This is a genomic window from Pseudomonas guariconensis, from assembly GCF_024127895.1.
Lineage (GTDB): Bacteria > Pseudomonadota > Gammaproteobacteria > Pseudomonadales > Pseudomonadaceae > Aquipseudomonas > Aquipseudomonas guariconensis_B.
On the sequence record NZ_JAMYBK010000002.1, the window covers coordinates 1 to 16,679 of the forward strand.

12 protein-coding genes and 1 pseudogene are annotated in these 16,679 nt (G+C 59.3%); 8 read left to right on the forward strand and 5 right to left on the reverse strand.

What is annotated here, in order from left to right; all coding sequences use genetic code 11:
• Positions 1-148: 148 nt before the first annotated feature.
• Positions 149-433 (reverse strand): annotated as a pseudogene (locus NJF35_RS02555) (hypothetical protein); the annotation flags it as partial.
• Positions 434-503: 70 nt separating this feature from the next.
• On the opposite strand from NJF35_RS02555, the gene NJF35_RS02560 reads away from it, so the two are divergent.
• Positions 504-2,741, forward strand: a complete 2,238-nt coding sequence (locus NJF35_RS02560; RefSeq protein WP_253090655.1) for an NERD domain-containing protein kinase family protein — start codon at positions 504-506, stop codon at positions 2,739-2,741.
• 136 nt (positions 2,742-2,877) lie between these two features.
• Here NJF35_RS02560 and gyrB read toward each other — a convergent pair whose 3' ends face one another.
• The 4 genes from gyrB to dnaA are packed head-to-tail and all read right to left on the reverse strand — an operon-like array spanning position 2,878 to position 9,100.
• Positions 2,878-5,298: a DNA topoisomerase (ATP-hydrolyzing) subunit B gene (gene gyrB, locus NJF35_RS02565; protein ID WP_225786849.1), complete on the reverse strand. Its 2,421-nt coding sequence runs from the start codon at positions 5,296-5,298 to the stop codon at positions 2,878-2,880.
• A 4-nt stretch (positions 5,299-5,302) separates the two neighbouring features.
• Positions 5,303-6,406: a DNA replication/repair protein RecF gene (gene recF, locus NJF35_RS02570; protein WP_225786848.1), complete on the reverse strand. Its 1,104-nt coding sequence runs from the start codon at positions 6,404-6,406 to the stop codon at positions 5,303-5,305.
• A 14-nt stretch (positions 6,407-6,420) separates the two neighbouring features.
• Entirely contained in the window at positions 6,421-7,524 is a 1,104-nt protein-coding gene (gene dnaN / locus NJF35_RS02575) for a DNA polymerase III subunit beta (protein WP_225786847.1), read from the reverse strand.
• A 40-nt stretch (positions 7,525-7,564) separates the two neighbouring features.
• Positions 7,565-9,100 (reverse strand): chromosomal replication initiator protein DnaA, encoded by a 1,536-nt coding sequence (dnaA, locus tag NJF35_RS02580; RefSeq protein WP_225786846.1) that lies wholly within the window; start codon positions 9,098-9,100, stop codon positions 7,565-7,567.
• A 583-nt stretch (positions 9,101-9,683) separates the two neighbouring features.
• On the opposite strand from dnaA, the gene rpmH reads away from it, so the two are divergent.
• The 7 genes from rpmH (at position 9,684) to rsmG (ending at position 16,667) form a co-directional block, all read left to right on the forward strand.
• On the forward strand, positions 9,684-9,818 hold the full coding sequence (gene rpmH / locus NJF35_RS02585) for a 50S ribosomal protein L34 (RefSeq protein ID WP_003253163.1): 135 nt from the start codon (positions 9,684-9,686) through the stop codon (positions 9,816-9,818).
• A 13-nt stretch (positions 9,819-9,831) separates the two neighbouring features.
• On the forward strand, positions 9,832-10,236 hold the full coding sequence (gene rnpA, locus NJF35_RS02590) for a ribonuclease P protein component (RefSeq protein ID WP_084855253.1): 405 nt from the start codon (positions 9,832-9,834) through the stop codon (positions 10,234-10,236).
• A complete protein-coding gene (gene yidD / locus NJF35_RS02595; protein ID WP_166890638.1) occupies positions 10,229-10,474 on the forward strand; it encodes a membrane protein insertion efficiency factor YidD in 246 nt (81 codons plus the stop codon). The genes rnpA and yidD overlap by 8 nt, the downstream gene beginning before the upstream one ends.
• 2 nt (positions 10,475-10,476) lie before the next feature.
• Positions 10,477-12,159: a membrane protein insertase YidC gene (yidC, locus tag NJF35_RS02600; RefSeq protein ID WP_225786845.1), complete on the forward strand. Its 1,683-nt coding sequence runs from the start codon at positions 10,477-10,479 to the stop codon at positions 12,157-12,159.
• Positions 12,160-12,245: 86 nt separating this feature from the next.
• Positions 12,246-13,616 (forward strand): tRNA uridine-5-carboxymethylaminomethyl(34) synthesis GTPase MnmE, encoded by a 1,371-nt coding sequence (gene mnmE / locus NJF35_RS02605; RefSeq protein ID WP_225786844.1) that lies wholly within the window; start codon positions 12,246-12,248, stop codon positions 13,614-13,616.
• A 511-nt stretch (positions 13,617-14,127) separates the two neighbouring features.
• Positions 14,128-16,020, forward strand: coding sequence for a tRNA uridine-5-carboxymethylaminomethyl(34) synthesis enzyme MnmG (gene mnmG, locus NJF35_RS02610; RefSeq protein ID WP_225786843.1), 1,893 nt, complete (start codon positions 14,128-14,130; stop codon positions 16,018-16,020).
• Entirely contained in the window at positions 16,017-16,667 is a 651-nt protein-coding gene (gene rsmG, locus NJF35_RS02615) for a 16S rRNA (guanine(527)-N(7))-methyltransferase RsmG (RefSeq protein WP_225786842.1), read from the forward strand. The genes mnmG and rsmG overlap by 4 nt, the downstream gene beginning before the upstream one ends.
• Positions 16,668-16,679 lie beyond the last annotated feature (12 nt).

Sequence of the window (16,679 nt, forward strand, 5' to 3'; positions counted from 1 at the left end):
GGCAGTTATTGAGCACTGCAGGATAGGTGTGTCTGTAGCGCGCAAGAACCAGGGAAAAGCCCTGGTTTTGATGCGATTGAGGCCTGAAAAATCGGCCTTGCGGCGTCGACACGTTACTTATCGCGGGCTTGGGGAAACTTGTTCGGAGAATCCCTAGAGAGTAGTTCTTGGCCACTGAATTGAGAGTGGCCAGGATCTCCTGATGGCGCTTGGCGTCTTCAGCCTGCCAGGAGGCTTTTCGATCCAGCAGCCCCTTCAACTCGACCAGGTTGTACATCCCAAGCCGGTGAAAATTTCCCCAGCTGGGAATTCCAAACAGGTTGTAGATCACCACGGTGGCATCTCGCTCGCTGGCCAAGCGCTTCTCGCCAACCAGCTTTTCAGCGGCTTCTTTGGCATCGTCATGATCGTCGTAGGTACTCAGCAGTTTCACGGTGTATCTCTCATAAAATTCACTCGCCATTTTACCGGATGGTTTTGGTAGTAAGGACAAGGAGTAAGTCATGGCAAAGCAAGTCCCCTTCGCCAAAGCAGTCAACGTCGCAGAAGAGTGGGCATTTTCTCTGCTGAAAAACGCCCTCCCAGATCACTATTGGCTGCTGACCAACATCGAACTGCTGACAGAAACCGGTCAGGCAATGGAGATCGATGCAGTAGTCGTCGGTGACTGGGGCGTGTATTTAATCGACGTGAAGGGCTACAGCGGGACGCTAGAGGCGGGGAAGGACGTTTGGCTACTGGATGGTCGCCCTGTTGATAACGCGTTGCGCAAGGCCAACCAGAACTCCCGCGTGCTTGCAGGCCGTATCCGTAACCGAGCTGGTATTGGTTTGTATGCGCCGTGGTGTCAGGGAGTAGTGCTTGTGACCGGCGATAAAGGTCATAGCATCTCGCTCATTAAAGATGAGCCCTCCCTACAAGTGTGGACGCCAGACGGGATCACCAAGGCGTTGACCAGCGCTGAGGGGCTAACAGCTACCAAGGCGTACGAGCTGATCGATGCGCAACGTGAGCTTGTCCTTGCCACTCTTGGGCAATTGCGTCAGCAGATAGCTGAAAACAATAGATTCCAGCAGTACCAAAAAACACAGTGCCTGCTGGATCAGAATGGCCTTGAGCTATGGATGGCGGAGTATCACTTGGAGAACTGGAACTCCAAGTGGATGCTGAAAATCGTGAACCGGCCCAATTGCGAGAGCCAGGAGCGCCGTGATCAGCTTCAAGCGCAATTGCGAGACGAGTTTCGGTTACTACAAGAGTTGGCTGGCTTAACCGGCGTGACCTACAGCGCGCCGCTGATTGATGACGGTGAGCTGATGGTGCTGCCAATCAGCATGCCCAAGGGCAAACCTCTCTCGCTGGTTGATCTCTCTGCGTATTCCGAGGAGTCAGCCAGGTCGACGCTGATTTCTGCCTTAGCAGCGATCCAGGGAATCCATCGACGTGGCGCCACACTGGGTAAGGTTTCCGCAAACTCGATCTATCTCACCGACGCGGGTGAGGTTTGCTTCATCGATGTCCTGAACAACCATAGTGCTGACGAAGACATCGACCTCATAACCTCACTGTTTAAACCCTTGGCCGACACTCTTCGATTAGAAATCTCAGAAAGCAACGATGCAGAAGGTCAGGCGGCCTCAGAGTGCCTATCACAGTTGATAGCGAACCTTATGAACGTGGGCGCCTCAACTGCACTTGCCTCGTCAGACGCTCCTTTTGAGGCTGAGCCAGGCGCAATTCTCGATAATCGTTATGAATTGGTCGAACAGGTCGATGAAGATGCTTTTTCAAGCATCTGGCGGTCTCGTCACGTAGCTGGACGCTTCGATTGCGCAGTTCAGATCTACGATGATGCAGATGAAGTTTGGGAGTTGGTAGCTGATCAATATCATCGGCTCGCTCAGATTTATCATCCTGCACTGGAGCGGGTATTCGATCTTGCTCGAATTCCCAGTACCGATGCTTATTTCATCAGTCGAGCATGGGCGAGTGGTGAGACGCTCTTTGACCAAGCGTCTATCAGTGCCGACGAGTTCCGGCACTGGCTGGAGCAATTACTCGCGGGGCTTGGCTATCTACACAGGCTGGGGTTCACCCATAGGAATATAACCCCGCTCAACATACTCGTGGATGGCGTCAGAGCTACCTTGGTCGGCATGAGTTCCCTGCCAGCCGAAGATCGTCGAGTGGGTGATCTTCGATACAAATTTCCAGGTGTTATCGAACAGGGCTGGTCTGCTTTTGCAGATTTGTACGCGCTTTGGGCTTCATTGCTGGATGGCCTACAACCCGGCGTATTGAAGCAAGCAGGGGGCGATCTTGAGCGCGCGATACAGCAAGTCACTCACCCTGCACTGAATGATGGCCTGAAAGCCAAAGTAGCGAAGCTGCTGCACGAAGGCACTGCGTTCCATGCTGATGACTACGTTGCATGGTTTGGGCTGGACATCACTGCCCAGCAGACCAAAGATCTACCCGACGCCTTTGCCAAAAAATGGGGTATCAGCAAGGGCTACATGACGTTCTTGGTTGTGGACATGTTGAATGATCAACGACCCCGCATTCGTAGCCAATGGGTTATCGATGCGTTGAGAACCAGGCGCATACCAGGAAACAAAACCAACAAAGCCTCTATGAATTCGACCTTCAGCAGAATGAAATCAGCCGGGATCGTTGAGGAGTACAAGACCAAGCATCGCCTGACTGTTGCCTTCTTGGCCGATTGGAACGCAGCCCAGTAGAGGCCTCAGCTAAGCAAAAAGCCCCTGCGGACTCGCGTCAGCAGGGGCTTTTACTTTCAAGCTACAGGCAAATTACTTTGGCCGAACCGCTTAACTTTGGCCGAAGTGGCAAATAACTTTGTCCACCTACACCTGATCAGAAATCCAGGTTAGCCACCGACAGCGCATTGCTTTCGATGAACTCACGACGTGGTTCCACCGCATCCCCCATCAAGGTGTTGAAGATCTGATCGGCTGCGATCGCATCTTCGATAGTCACCTTGAGCATGCGACGGACGTTCGGGTCCATGGTGGTTTCCCACAGCTGATCCGGGTTCATCTCACCCAGACCTTTGTATCGCTGGATGGTGTGGCGCTTGGCGGTTTCGTTCATCAGCCAGTCCAGGGCTTCCTTGAACTCGCTGACCGCCTTGCGACGCTCGCCACGCTGCACGTAGGCACCTTCGCCCAACAGGGTACTGAGCTTGGCGCCCAGGTTCACGACCGAACGGTAGTCGTTGCTGCCGAAGAAGTCGCGGTTGAAGGTGATGTAGCTGGCCAGGCCGTGAGAGGTGATTTCCACTTCCGGCAGCCAGACGTTGCGCTCCTTGTCCTCGCGCAGGCTGGCCTGGTAGATCAGGCCGGACTTCTGGCTGTTGTTCAGGCGCTCCTGGAGCTTGCCCAGCCAGGCCTGCATGACAGCGTGGTCGCCCAATTGCTCCAGGGTGACTTCCGGCAGGTAGATGAAGTGCTCAGTCAGCTCCTGCGGGTACAGACGCGACAGGCGCTTGAGGGTCTTCATCACACCACGGAATTCATTCACCAGGCCTTCGAGCTGCACACCGGAAACCGGTGGCGCCGACTCGTCCAGGTGCAGGCTGGCATCTTCCAGGGCCGACTGCGTCATGTATTCCTCCATGGCGTCGTCATCCTTGATGTACTGCTCCTGCTTGCCTTTCTTCACCTTGTACAGCGGCGGCTGGGCGATGTAGATGTAGCCACGCTCGACCAGCTCGGGCAGTTGGCGGAAGAAGAAGGTCAGCAGCAAGGTACGGATGTGCGAACCGTCAACGTCAGCATCGGTCATGATGATGATGTTGTGATAACGCAGCTTGTCGATGTTGTACTCTTCGCGGCCAATGCCACAGCCCAGGGCGGTGATCAGGGTGCCGACCTCCTGGGACGAGATCATCTTGTCGAAACGCGCTTTCTCGACGTTGAGGATCTTGCCTTTGAGCGGCAGGATCGCCTGGGTACGACGGTTGCGGCCTTGCTTGGCCGAGCCACCCGCGGAGTCACCCTCCACCAGGTACAGTTCGGAAAGGGCAGGGTCCTTCTCCTGGCAGTCGGCGAGCTTGCCTGGCAGGCCCGCGATATCCAAGGCGCCTTTGCGGCGGGTCATTTCACGAGCCTTGCGTGCCGCTTCACGGGCACGGGCAGCATCGATCATTTTGCCGACGACGGCCTTGGCCTCGTTGGGGTTCTCCAACAGGAAGTCGGCGAAGTACTTGTTCATCTCCTGTTCCACGGCGGTCTTCACCTCCGAGGAAACCAGCTTGTCCTTGGTCTGCGAGCTGAACTTGGGGTCCGGCACCTTGACCGAGATGATCGCGGTCAGGCCTTCACGCGCATCGTCACCGGTGGTCGAGACCTTGTTCTTCTTGGCCAGGCCTTCCTGTTCGATGTAGTTGTTCAGGTTGCGGGTCAGCGCCGAGCGGAAGCCCACCAAGTGGGTACCACCGTCACGCTGTGGAATGTTGTTGGTGAAGCACAGCAGGTTTTCGTTGAAGCTGTCGTTCCACTGCAGGGCTACCTCGACCCCCACGCCGTCGTCACGCTGGACACTGAAGTGGAAGACCTGGGAGTTCACCGGGGTCTTGTTGGTGTTCAGGTATTCGACGAATGCACGCAGACCACCTTCGTACTTGAAGAACTCTTCCTTGCCGGTGCGCTCGTCCTTGAGCATGATGCCGACGCCCGAGTTGAGGAACGACAGCTCACGGATACGCTTGGCCAGGATGTCCCAGCTGAAGTGGATGTTCTTGAAGGTTTCTGCCGACGGCTTGAAATGAATGTGGGTGCCGGTGGTTTCGCTTTCACCAACGACCTCCATTGGCGCCTGTGGAACACCATGGACGTAGGTTTGTTCCCAGATCTTGCCGCTGCGGCGTACGGTCAGTACCAGCTTCTCGGAGAGGGCGTTCACCACGGAAACACCTACGCCGTGCAGGCCGCCAGAAACCTTGTAGGAGTTGTCATCGAATTTACCGCCTGCGTGCAAGACGGTCATGATCACTTCGGCAGCCGACACGCCTTCTTCTTTATGCACATCGACCGGAATGCCGCGACCGTTATCGCGAACACTGATGGATTCGTCCGGGTGGATGATGACAGTGATGTCGTCGCAGTGACCGGCGAGGGCCTCGTCGATCGAGTTATCGACCACCTCGAATACCATGTGGTGCAGGCCGCTACCATCATCGGTGTCGCCAATGTACATGCCGGGACGTTTGCGCACGGCATCCAGTCCTTTCAGCACCTTGATGCTGGAGGAGTCGTACGTTTGATTTTCGCTCATGCCTTCACTCCCGATGGTCGTGGGTCTGGGTGATACGGCCCTGTTCCACGTGGAACAAAGCAACTGGCGTTTCCTTCTGCCAGCCTTCCCTCAGTAATTCGTGATCTACACAGGTGATAAACACCTGGCAGTTTAATTCTTCGAGCAAGCGGCACAGCGCACGGCGATGCTGCTCATCCAGTTCGGACGGCAAGTCATCGACAAGATAAATACAGTGACCGCGACGAGCTTGACTGACGAGATGGCCCTGGGCTATTCGCAAGGCGCAAACCACCAGTTTCTGCTGACCTCGCGACAGGATGTCGGCGGCGTTGTTCGCGCTCAATCGCAGACGCAAATCGGCTCGCTGTGGTCCCGCCTGGGTGTGACCCATCTGCTGATCGCGAAGAAGGGAGGAGGCGAGTACTTCGTTGAGTTCCCGGTCCTTGTCCCAGCCTCGGTAGTAGCTAAGGGTCAGCCCTTCCAGTTCGACCAGTTCGCTCAGGGTTCGCTCGAAGACAGGCTTCAAGGCCTTGATATAGTTGCGACGGTATTCATCTATTTCCGCGCTGGCCAGGCACAATTCCCGGTCCCAGGCGGCTTGCGAAGCAGCGTCAAGTGTACCATGACGCAACCATGAGTTCCGCTGCCGCAGCGCCTTCTGCAGTCGTTGCCAGGCCGCCATGAATCGAGGTTCCACGTGGAACACTCCCCAATCCAGGAACTGCCGGCGGATCTTGGGCGCCCCTTCGAGCAGGCGGAAGCTGTCTGGGTTGATCAGCTGCAAGGGCAGCATTTCCGCCAACTGGGCCGTGCTGCGGGCATTCTGCCCATCGATGCGGATGGTGAATTCTCCCTGGCGATCGCGAGAGATCCCCAGGCTGCTGGTTCCTCCCTCTACCAACTGGACCTCGCCGAATACGGTGCATGTCGGCTGCTCGTACTGGATGACCGGGTTCAAGCGGGTGCTGCGAAACGAACGCGCCAGCCCAAGCAGGTGCACGGCTTCCAGCACGCTGGTCTTGCCGCTGCCGTTGTCGCCGTAGAGGATGTTGATGCGAGGAGAGGGGGAGAGGGTCACCGGGTGCAGGTTGCGCACCGCGGTGACCATGATACGTCGAAGGGACATTTGGCCTGCTACGGTTACAGACGCATCGGCATGACAACGTAGGACGAGTCGTCGTTACCGGCTTCCTGGAGCAGGGCGCTGCTGTTGGAGTCGGAGAGGATCAGGCGAACCTGTTCCGTGGTCATGACCCCCAGCACATCCAGCAGGTAGCTGACGTTGAAGCCGATCTCCAGCGAGCTACCGTTGTAATCGACGCTGATTTCTTCTTCCGCTTCTTCCTGTTCCGGGTTGTTGGCCTGGATCTTCAATTGGCCGGCGGCCAGTTGCAGGCGGATACCGCGGTACTTCTCGTTGGACAGGATCGCGGTGCGGCTGAAGGCTTCGCGCAGCGCCTGGCGATCACCGATCACCAGCTTGTCGCCGCCCTTGGGCAGTACGCGCTCATAATCGGGGAACTTGCCGTCGACAAGCTTCGAGGTGAAGGTGAATTCGCCAGTGGTCGCGCGGATATGGTGCTGGCCCAGCACGATGCTGACCATGCCTTCCGGGTCGGTGAGCAGGCGGGCCAGCTCGAGGATACCCTTGCGCGGCACGATGACCTGGTGGCGGTCAGCCTGGCCGATAGGCGCCTGCATGGAGCACAGGGCCAGGCGGTGACCATCGGTGGCCACGGCACGCAGGGTGTCGGTGGAGACTTCCAGCAACATGCCGTTGAGGTAGTAGCGCACGTCCTGCTGGGCCATGGCGAAGCTGGTGCGCTCGATCAGCCGGCGCAGCTTGCTTTGCTCCAGGTTGCAGGTCAGCGAGCCAGGGCCTTCCTCGACGGTCGGGAAATCGTTGGCCGGCAGGGTCGACAGGGTGAAGCGGCTACGACCGGCCTTGACCAGCAGTTTCTGCTCGTCGACCTTGATATCGATCAGCACGTCGTTCGGCAGGCTCTTGCAGATGTCCATCAGCTTGCGCGCCGGAACGGTGATCTCGCCAGGCTCGGCCGGCTCTTCCAGTTGTACGCGGCCAACCAGTTCGACTTCCAGGTCGGTACCGGTCAACGACAGTTGCTGGCCTTGTACGACCAGCAGCACGTTGGACAGGACCGGCAAGGTCTGGCGGCGCTCGACGACACCTGCGACCAGTTGCAGGGGTTTCAACAGGGCTTCGCGTTGAATGGTGAAATGCATGGTCTAGTCCCTTGCCTTCAATAAGCTGCACCGACACCCATCAGGTCGTCAGCGTCCGCAGCAGGTTCTTGTAGTCCTCGCGGATGTCCGCGTCGGATTCCTTCAATTCGTTGATCTTGCGGCAGGCGTGCAGCACGGTGGTGTGGTCACGGCCGCCGAACATGTCGCCGATCTCCGGCAGACTGTGGTTGGTCAGCTCCTTGGACAGGGCCATGGCCACCTGCCGGGGACGGGCCACCGATCGCGAACGCCGCTTGGACAACAGATCGGCGATCTTGATCTTGTAGTACTCGGCCACGGTGCGCTGGATGTTATCCACACTGACCAGCTTGTCCTGCAACGCCAGCAGGTCCTTGAGCGACTCACGGATCAGCTCGATGGTGATATCCCGGCCCATGAAGTGCGAATGGGCGATCACCCGTTTCAGGGCACCTTCCAGTTCACGCACGTTGGAACGGATGCGCTGGGCAATGAAGAACGCCGCATCATGCGGCAGCTCGACCTTCGCCTGGTCGGCCTTCTTCATGAGAATCGCCACGCGGGTTTCCAGTTCCGGTGGCTCGACGGCTACCGTCAGGCCCCAGCCGAAACGGGACTTCAGGCGCTCTTCCAGGCCTTCGATTTCCTTCGGGTAGCGGTCGCTGGTGAGAATCACCTGCTGGCCGCCCTCGAGCAGGGCGTTGAAGGTGTGGAAGAACTCTTCCTGGGAGCGTTCCTTGCGGGCGAAGAACTGAATGTCGTCGATCAGCAAGGCATCGACCGAACGATAGAAACGCTTGAACTCGTTGATCGCGTTCAACTGCAGCGCCTTGACCATGTCTGCGACGAAACGCTCGGAATGCAGGTACACCACCTTGGCATTCGGATTCTTCTTCAGCAGATGGTTACCCACAGCGTGCATGAGGTGGGTCTTACCCAGGCCTACGCCGCCATACAGGAAAAGCGGGTTGTAGCCATGCTTGGGATTGTCGGCGACCTGCCAGGCGGCCGCACGGGCCAACTGGTTGGACTTACCTTCGACGAAGGTTTCGAAGGTGAAGGTCCGGTTCAGGTAGCTGGTGTGCTTGAGCGCACCTTCGACCTGTACGGTGCGTTGTTCGGTTCGAGCCGTGGCTGCCGGTGCTGGGGCGGTTTCGCCCATGGCATCGAAACTGTCGCGCGAAGACGGCTCCTCGATCTCGTTGACCAGTACCGGCTCGATCGCAGGCTCGGCGATCGGCTCGTTGTGGACCACGACCTGTGCCGGCTGCTGCGCCTGGGCTTGCTGGGCCAGGCTGGCGGCAACCGCGGCACTGACCGGCGCATTGGGGGCGGCACGCGGCGCGGAGCTGCGGCGGCTGCCTATTAATAAGGAAAGGGCAGGCGCAATGCCGTTGCCGTGCTCACCCAACAGCTCGAGCAAACGGCCCAGGTACTTTTCATTGACCCAATCGAGAACGAAACGGTTGGGCGCATAGACGCGCAACTCGTCGCCTTCGGCTTCGACCTGTAGCGGACGGATCCAGGTGTTGAATTGCTGGGCAGGCAGTTCATCGCGCAGAAGCTCCACGCACTGCTGCCAAAGTTCCACTGACACGGATATCCCCTGAGTTTGAAAGCCGGATGAGGCAAAAACAAACCGCCATTGTACCGGGCGGGCGACCACTTATCCACATGTGGCAACGACTCACCGAGTGGCAAATCGGTCAATTCACAACCAAAACGCCACCCACGCCGTGTGAATAAGCTCTGTGGATAACCTCCCTTGAGGGCTATGCACAACCCTGACCTGAAACCAGTGGATAACTTGCCTGTGGATAAGTAGCCTTTCGATCCACAGCTTTTCCGCGGGCCCGGCACAGCCAGAACACCTCTTACCGACAGGGTTATGAATCTCTGTACAGCGCGTGTTTTCTTGCTTTAACGAGGTTATCCACAGAAAGTTATCCACTAAAGATCTATAAGTTCTTCAGAAAAGCTTTTTATATGTCCTTCTGTTTTTTCATGTTGTCGTCTCGTGTCGGCCTGATCAAGCCTTCAGAGGCATCGGGGCAGGTCAGGCCTTCCATAAGGAAAGGCTGGTTGGAAATTGACCTATTGGCTTGCTTTCTCTAGAATCGCCGATCTCTTAAAAAGGGGGCCATTCCGGCCCGTTGTCGACGAACCCAGGTAACAACGCCATGAAACGTACTTTCCAACCAAGCACCATCAAGCGCGCGCGCACCCACGGCTTCCGTGCCCGTATGGCTACCAAGAACGGCCGCGCTGTTCTGTCGCGTCGTCGTGCCAAAGGCCGTAAGCGTCTGGCAATTTGATTTTTCGGCACAGGTGGTGAGTCAGGACTTCAGTCGGGACAAGCGACTGCTTACACCCCGGCATTTCAAAGCGGTCTTCGACTCCCCAACCGGCAAGGTTCCAGGGAAAAACCTGCTTATCCTTGCCCGCGAGAACGGCCTCGATCATCCACGGCTCGGCCTGGTGATCGGCAAGAAGAGCGTCAAGCTCGCCGTTCAACGCAATCGCCTCAAACGCTTGATGCGCGATTCCTTTCGCCTGAACCAGCAGATGCTCGCTGGCCTGGACATCGTGATCGTCGCGCGCAAGGGATTGGGCGAGATCGAGAACCCAGAATTGCACCAACACTTTGGCAAGCTCTGGAAGCGCCTGGTACGCAGTCGGCCCTCTCCAGCGGTTAACGCCGATTCCGCAGGGGTAGACAGTCACGATGCGTAAACTGGCCCTCGTTCCGATCCAGTTTTACCGTTACGCCATTAGTCCACTGATGGCCAGTCACTGTCGTTTCTACCCCAGTTGCTCCTGTTACGCCTATGAAGCCATCGAAACCCATGGCCTCTTGCGTGGCGGGTGGCTAGCCGTTCGTCGCCTGGGGCGCTGTCATCCGTGGAACGACGGTGGTTTCGATCCCGTTCCACCAGCTCCTTCCTCCCGAACTTCTTCGATAGCCGAGTAATCATGGATATTAAACGCACGATCCTGATCGTCGCCCTGGCAATCGTGTCCTACGTCCTGGTCCTCAAGTGGAACCAGGACTACGGCCAGGCTGCCTTGCCGACTCAGAATACTGCTGCCAGCAACGTTGCCCCGGCGCTGCCGGACACCGTGCCGGCCGGCAACGATGGCGCCAGCGCCGATGTGCCGAGCGCCAACGCTGAATCCAGCCCAGCCGAACTGGCGCCGGTCGCGGTCAGCAAGGACCTGGTCCGGATCAAGACCGATGTCCTGGACCTGGCTATCGACCCGGTGGGCGGCGACATCGTCCAGCTGACCCTGCCGAAATACCCACGTCGCCAGGACCATCCGGACATTCCGTTCCAGCTGTTCGACAACGGCAGCGAGCGTGTCTACCTGGCCCAAAGCGGCCTGACCGGCGCCAACGGCCCGGATGCCCGTGCCAGTGGTCGCCCGCTGTACGCCACCGAACAGAAGCACTACCAGCTGGCCGACGGCCAGGACCAACTGGTGGTCGACCTGAAGTTCAGCGACAACGGCGTCAACTACATCAAGCGCTTCACCTTCAAGCGCGGCGAATACGACCTGGCTGTCAGCTACCTGATCGACAACCAGAGCAGCCAGGCCTGGACCGGCAACCTGTTCGCCCAGCTCAAGCGTGACGCCAGCTCCGACCCGTCGTCGAGCACTGCCACTGGCACCGCGACCTACCTGGGCGCAGCCCTGTGGACAGCTTCGGAGCCGTACAAGAAAGTGTCGATGAAGGACATCGACAAGGGCAGCTTGAAAGAAAATGTGTCCGGCGGCTGGGTCGCCTGGCTGCAGCACTACTTCGTGACCGCCTGGATCCCGAACGCCTCGGACAACAACGTCGTCCAGACCCGCAAGGACAGCCAGGGCAACTACATCATCGGCTACACCGGCCCGGCGCTGAACGTGCCTGCCGGCGGCAAGGCCGAAACCAGCGCCATGCTGTATGCCGGCCCGAAGATCCAGTCCAAGCTCAAGGAGTTGTCCCCAGGCCTGGAACTGACCGTCGACTACGGCTTCCTGTGGTTCATCGCCCAGCCGATCTTCTGGCTGCTGCAACATATCCACAGCCTGCTGGGCAACTGGGGCTGGTCGATCATCGTCCTGACCATGCTCATCAAGGGCCTGTTCTTCCCGCTCTCGGCCGCCAGCTACCGTTCGATGGCGCGCATGCGTGCCGTGGCGCCGAAGTTGCAGCAGCTCAAGGAACGCTTCGGTGACGATCGCCAGAAGATGTCCCAGGCGATGATGGAGCTGTACAAGAAAGAGAAGATCAATCCGCTGGGTGGCTGCCTGCCGATCCTGGTGCAGATGCCAGTGTTCCTGGCCCTGTACTGGGTACTGCTGGAAAGCGTGGAAATGCGCCAGGCCCCATGGATGCTGTGGATCACCGACCTGTCGATCAAGGATCCGTTCTTCATCCTGCCGATCATCATGGGTGCCACCATGTTCATCCAGCAGAAGCTGAACCCGACTCCGCCGGATCCGATGCAGGCGAAGGTCATGAAAATGATGCCGATCATCTTCACCTTCTTCTTCCTGTGGTTCCCGGCCGGCCTGGTGCTGTACTGGGTTGTGAACAACTGCCTGTCGATCGCGCAGCAGTGGTACATCACCCGCGCCATCGAAGCCGCGACCAAGAAAGCGGCTGCTTGACGGGCTGCTGAGCTAGCCTGTGAATAAAAACGCCCCTTCGTGGGGCGTTTTTGCTATCTGTGTATTTTTCGTAGAGGTTTTCGAGCATGAACACTGTGCGTGAAACCATCGCAGCCATCGCCACCGCCCAGGGGCGCGGAGGCGTTGGCATCGTCAGGCTGTCCGGCCCGTTGGCCAGCCAGGCGGGGCAGGCCATTACTGGCCGCTCCCTGACGCCACGCCATGCCCACTACGGCCCGTTCCGCGATGACCAGGGCCTGGTGCTGGACGAAGGCATCGCCTTGTTCTTCCCCGGGCCGAATTCGTTCACCGGCGAAGACGTCCTGGAACTGCAGGGGCATGGCGGGCCAGTGGTCATGGACATGCTGCTGCAGCGCTGCCTGCAACTGGGTTGCCGCCTGGCGCGGCCGGGCGAGTTCAGCGAGCGGGCATTTCTCAACGACAAGCTCGACCTGGCCCAGGCCGAAGCGATCGCCGACCTCATCGAGGCCAGCTCGACCCAGGCTGCGCGCAATGCCCTGCGTTCGCTGCAGGGGGAATTCTCCAAGCGTGTGCATAACCTCACCGAAGCCTTGATCGCGCTGCGGATCTACGTCGAAGCGGCTATCGACTTCCCTGAGGAAGAGATCGACTTCCTCGCCGATGGCCATGTGTTGTCCATGCTCGATGCGGTGCGCAGCGAGTTGTCCACAGTGCAGCGCGAGGCCGGGCAGGGCGCCCTGCTGCGCGATGGCATGACCGTGGTCATCGCCGGCCGGCCCAATGCCGGCAAATCCAGCCTGCTCAACCGCTTGGCAGGCCGGGAGGCGGCCATCGTCACGGATATCGCCGGCACCACACGGGATATCCTGCGCGAACATATCCACATCGACGGCATGCCGCTGCACGTGGTGGACACCGCCGGCCTGCGCGATACCGACGATCATGTGGAAAAGATCGGTGTGGAGCGTGCACTCAAGGCCATTGGCGAGGCTGATCGCGTCCTGCTGGTGGTGGACTCCACCGCACCGGAAGCCAGCGACCCGTTTGCGCTGTGGCCGGAGTTCCTCGACTTGCGACCCGATCCGGCCAAGGTCACTCTCATCCGCAACAAAGCAGACCTGAGCGGCGAGGCGGTGGCCATGGAGCAGAGCGAGGACGGCCACGTCACCCTCACGCTCAGCGCCAAGGGCGACGACGTGGGGCTGGAGCTGCTGCGGGAACACCTCAAGGCCTGCATGGGTTACGAACAGACCGCAGAGAGCAGTTTCAGCGCTCGCCGGCGTCACCTGGAGGCACTGCGCCAGGCAAGCGACCATCTCGAACATGGCCGTGCGCAATTGACCTTGGCGGGAGCCGGCGAACTGCTGGCCGAAGACCTGCGCCAGGCCCAGCAGGCGCTGGGGGAAATCACCGGGGCGTTCAGCTCCGACGATCTGCTGGGGCGCATCTTCTCCAGCTTCTGCATCGGCAAGTAACGTCCTCTTCTGGGGCGCCCTGCGCCCCATCGCGACACAACGCCGCTCCCGCAGGTACGGCGACCAATCCCTGACCTTATCTCCATTCCCTGACACCAGAAGTCATCAACAGGTGCGTATTCGCTCGCCTGAGCTCTGTGGAAAACTCGCCCTCAGCGCCGTTGATAACAGGGCGTTTTGGCTGAGGACAAATCCACCTGTGGGTAACACGCATTTTAATCCACAGGTTAAATGGCGTTATCCAGAGCCCTCAGGGTCACTGAGGCACAGGGTTATAAAACCCTCAAGGCGGCGATATGAAAGGCCTACAGAAGCTTATCCACAGGCAGGCAGGGGGCTAAGAGTAAACATAAAAACAAAGCTTTTTTAAATTTTTCCTCTTTGTTTTCTTTTATTCGCCACTCATCCACAGCCTGGTCAAAATTTGCGCAAAAGGTTTCTTTAGGAGGGGGGAAGTCCCTATACTTGTCCGCTTACCTTCTCTATTCGCAAAACAGGCACGAGGTGCGTGGTGGATTTCCCTTCCCGTTTTGAAGTGATCGTCATCGGCGGCGGCCATGCCGGTACCGAGGCTGCGCTTGCGTCCGCACGCATGGGTGTGAAAACCCTGCTGCTGACCCATAACGTGGAAACCCTCGGTCACATGAGCTGCAACCCGGCCATCGGTGGTATCGGCAAGAGCCACCTGGTCAAGGAAATCGATGCGCTCGGCGGCGCCATGGCGCTGGCCACCGACAAGAGCGGCATCCAGTTCCGTATCCTGAACAACCGCAAAGGCCCGGCCGTACGTGCGACCCGTGCCCAGGCCGACCGCGCCATCTACAAGGCCGTAGTCCGCGAGGTCCTGGAAAACCAGCCGAACCTGTGGATATTCCAGCAGTCGTGCGATGACCTGATCGTCGAGCAGGACCAGGTCAAGGGCGTGGTCACCCAGATGGGTCTGCGCTTCTTCGCCGACTCCGTGGTACTGACCACCGGCACCTTTCTCGGTGGACTTATCCACATCGGCCTGCAGAACTATTCCGGTGGTCGCGCCGGCGATCCGCCCGCGATCGCCCTGGCCCACCGCCTGCGTGAGCTGCCGCTGCGCGTCGGTCGCCTGAAGACCGGCACACCACCGCGTATCGATGGCCGCTCTGTGGATTTCTCGGTAATGACCGAGCAGCCAGGCGACACGCCGATCCCGGTGATGTCCTTCATGGGCAAGGCCCAGATGCATCCACGCCAGGTCAGCTGCTGGATCACCCACACCAACGCCCGTACCCACGAGATCATCGCCTCGAACCTCGACCGTTCGCCGATGTACTCGGGCGTGATCGAAGGCGTTGGCCCACGCTATTGCCCGTCGATCGAAGACAAGATCCATCGCTTCGCCGACAAGGAAAGCCACCAGGTGTTCATCGAGCCGGAAGGCCTGACCACCCATGAGCTGTACCCCAACGGCATCTCCACGTCGCTGCCGTTCGATGTGCAGCTGGAGATCGTCCGCTCGATCCGTGGCATGGAGAATGCGCACATCGTTCGCCCGGGCTACGCCATCGAGTACGACTACTTCGACCCACGCGACCTGAAGTACAGCCTGGAGACCAAGGTCATCGGAGGCCTGTTCTTCGCCGGCCAGATCAACGGCACCACCGGCTACGAAGAGGCCGGTGCCCAAGGCCTGCTGGCGGGGACCAACGCTGCGTTGCGTGCCCAGGGTCGTGACAGTTGGTGCCCACGCCGCGACGAGGCCTACATCGGTGTGCTGGTCGACGACCTGATCACCCTCGGTACCCAGGAGCCGTACCGCATGTTCACCTCGCGCGCCGAATACCGGCTGATCCTGCGCGAGGACAACGCCGACCTGCGCCTGACCGAGAAAGGCCGCGAGCTGGGCCTGATCGACGACGCCCGCTGGGCGGCGTTCTGCGCCAAGCGCGAAGGCATCGAACGCGAGGAACAGCGGCTGAAGTCGACCTGGGTGCGCCCGGGCACACCCGAAGGCCAGGCGGTTGTGGACAAGTTCGGCACGCCATTGAGTCATGAGTACAACCTGCTCAGCCTGCTGGCCCGCCCCGAGGTGGACTACGCTGGCCTGGTGGAGGCGACCGGTGGTGAATCCATCGATCCACAGGTGGCCGAGCAGGTCGAGATCAAGACCAAGTACGCCGGCTACATCGATCGCCAGCAGGACGAGATCGCCCGTCTGCGCGCCAGCGAGGACACCCGCCTGCCTGTGGATATCGACTACGCTTCGATCGCCGGCCTGTCCAAGGAGATCCAGGGCAAGCTCAGCCAGACCCGTCCGCAGACCCTGGGCCAGGCCTCGCGCATCCCAGGCGTGACCCCGGCGGCCATTTCCCTGTTGCTGATTCACCTGAAGAAACGCGGCGCAGGCCGCGAATTGGAGCAAAGCGCTTGAGTGCCCTGGTCACCCCGCAACACGCAGAAGAGTTGTCCACAGGTGCGCGCCAGCTCGGTGTCGAGCTGAGCCCGCAGCAGCACGAACAGCTGCTGGGCTACCTGGCCCTGCTGATCAAGTGGAACAAAGCCTATAACCTCACCGCGGTGCGTGATCCAGACGAGATGGTGTCGCGCCACCTGCTCGACAGCCTCAGCGTCATGCCGTTTATCCACAGCGACACGCAAAGCTGGCTGGATGTCGGCAGCGGCGGCGGCATGCCCGGCATCCCGCTGGCCATCCTGCATCCGCACAAGCAAGTGACGTTGCTCGACAGCAACGGCAAGAAAACCCGCTTCCTCACCCAGGTGAAGATGGAACTGAAACTGGACAACCTGCAGGTTATCCACAGCCGGGTCGAGGAGTTCCAGCCTGCGCAGCCGTTCTGCGGGATCGTCTCGCGAGCGTTCAGCAGCATGGAGAATTTCACCAACTGGACACGCCACCTGGGCGACGCACGGACGCAATGGCTTGCAATGAAGGGGCTGCATCCTGCCGATGAACTGGTAGCATTGCCCGCAGACTTCACAGTGGAAAGCGAGCAGGCCCTGACCGTTCCGGGTTGCCAGGGCCAGCGCCATCTGCTGATACTGCGCCGCAAGGCATGACTGGGAACACAC

Bases quoted from the DNA above. Each gene is read 5' to 3' on its own strand.
- NJF35_RS02560 (WP_253090655.1), top strand. From the start codon at position 504: ATGGCAAAGCAAGTCCCCTTCGCCAAAGCAGTCAACGTCGCAGAAGAG.
- gyrB (WP_225786849.1), bottom strand. From the start codon at position 5,298: ATGAGCGAAAATCAAACGTACGACTCCTCCAGCATCAAGGTGCTGAAA.
- recF (WP_225786848.1), bottom strand. From the start codon at position 6,406: ATGTCCCTTCGACGTATCATGGTCACCGCGGTGCGCAACCTGCACCCG.
- dnaN (WP_225786847.1), bottom strand. From the start codon at position 7,524: ATGCATTTCACCATTCAACGCGAAGCCCTGTTGAAACCCCTGCAACTG.
- rpmH (WP_003253163.1), top strand. From the start codon at position 9,684: ATGAAACGTACTTTCCAACCAAGCACCATCAAGCGCGCGCGCACCCAC.
- yidD (WP_166890638.1), top strand. From the start codon at position 10,229: ATGCGTAAACTGGCCCTCGTTCCGATCCAGTTTTACCGTTACGCCATT.
- yidC (WP_225786845.1), top strand. From the start codon at position 10,477: ATGGATATTAAACGCACGATCCTGATCGTCGCCCTGGCAATCGTGTCC.
- mnmE (WP_225786844.1), top strand. From the start codon at position 12,246: ATGAACACTGTGCGTGAAACCATCGCAGCCATCGCCACCGCCCAGGGG.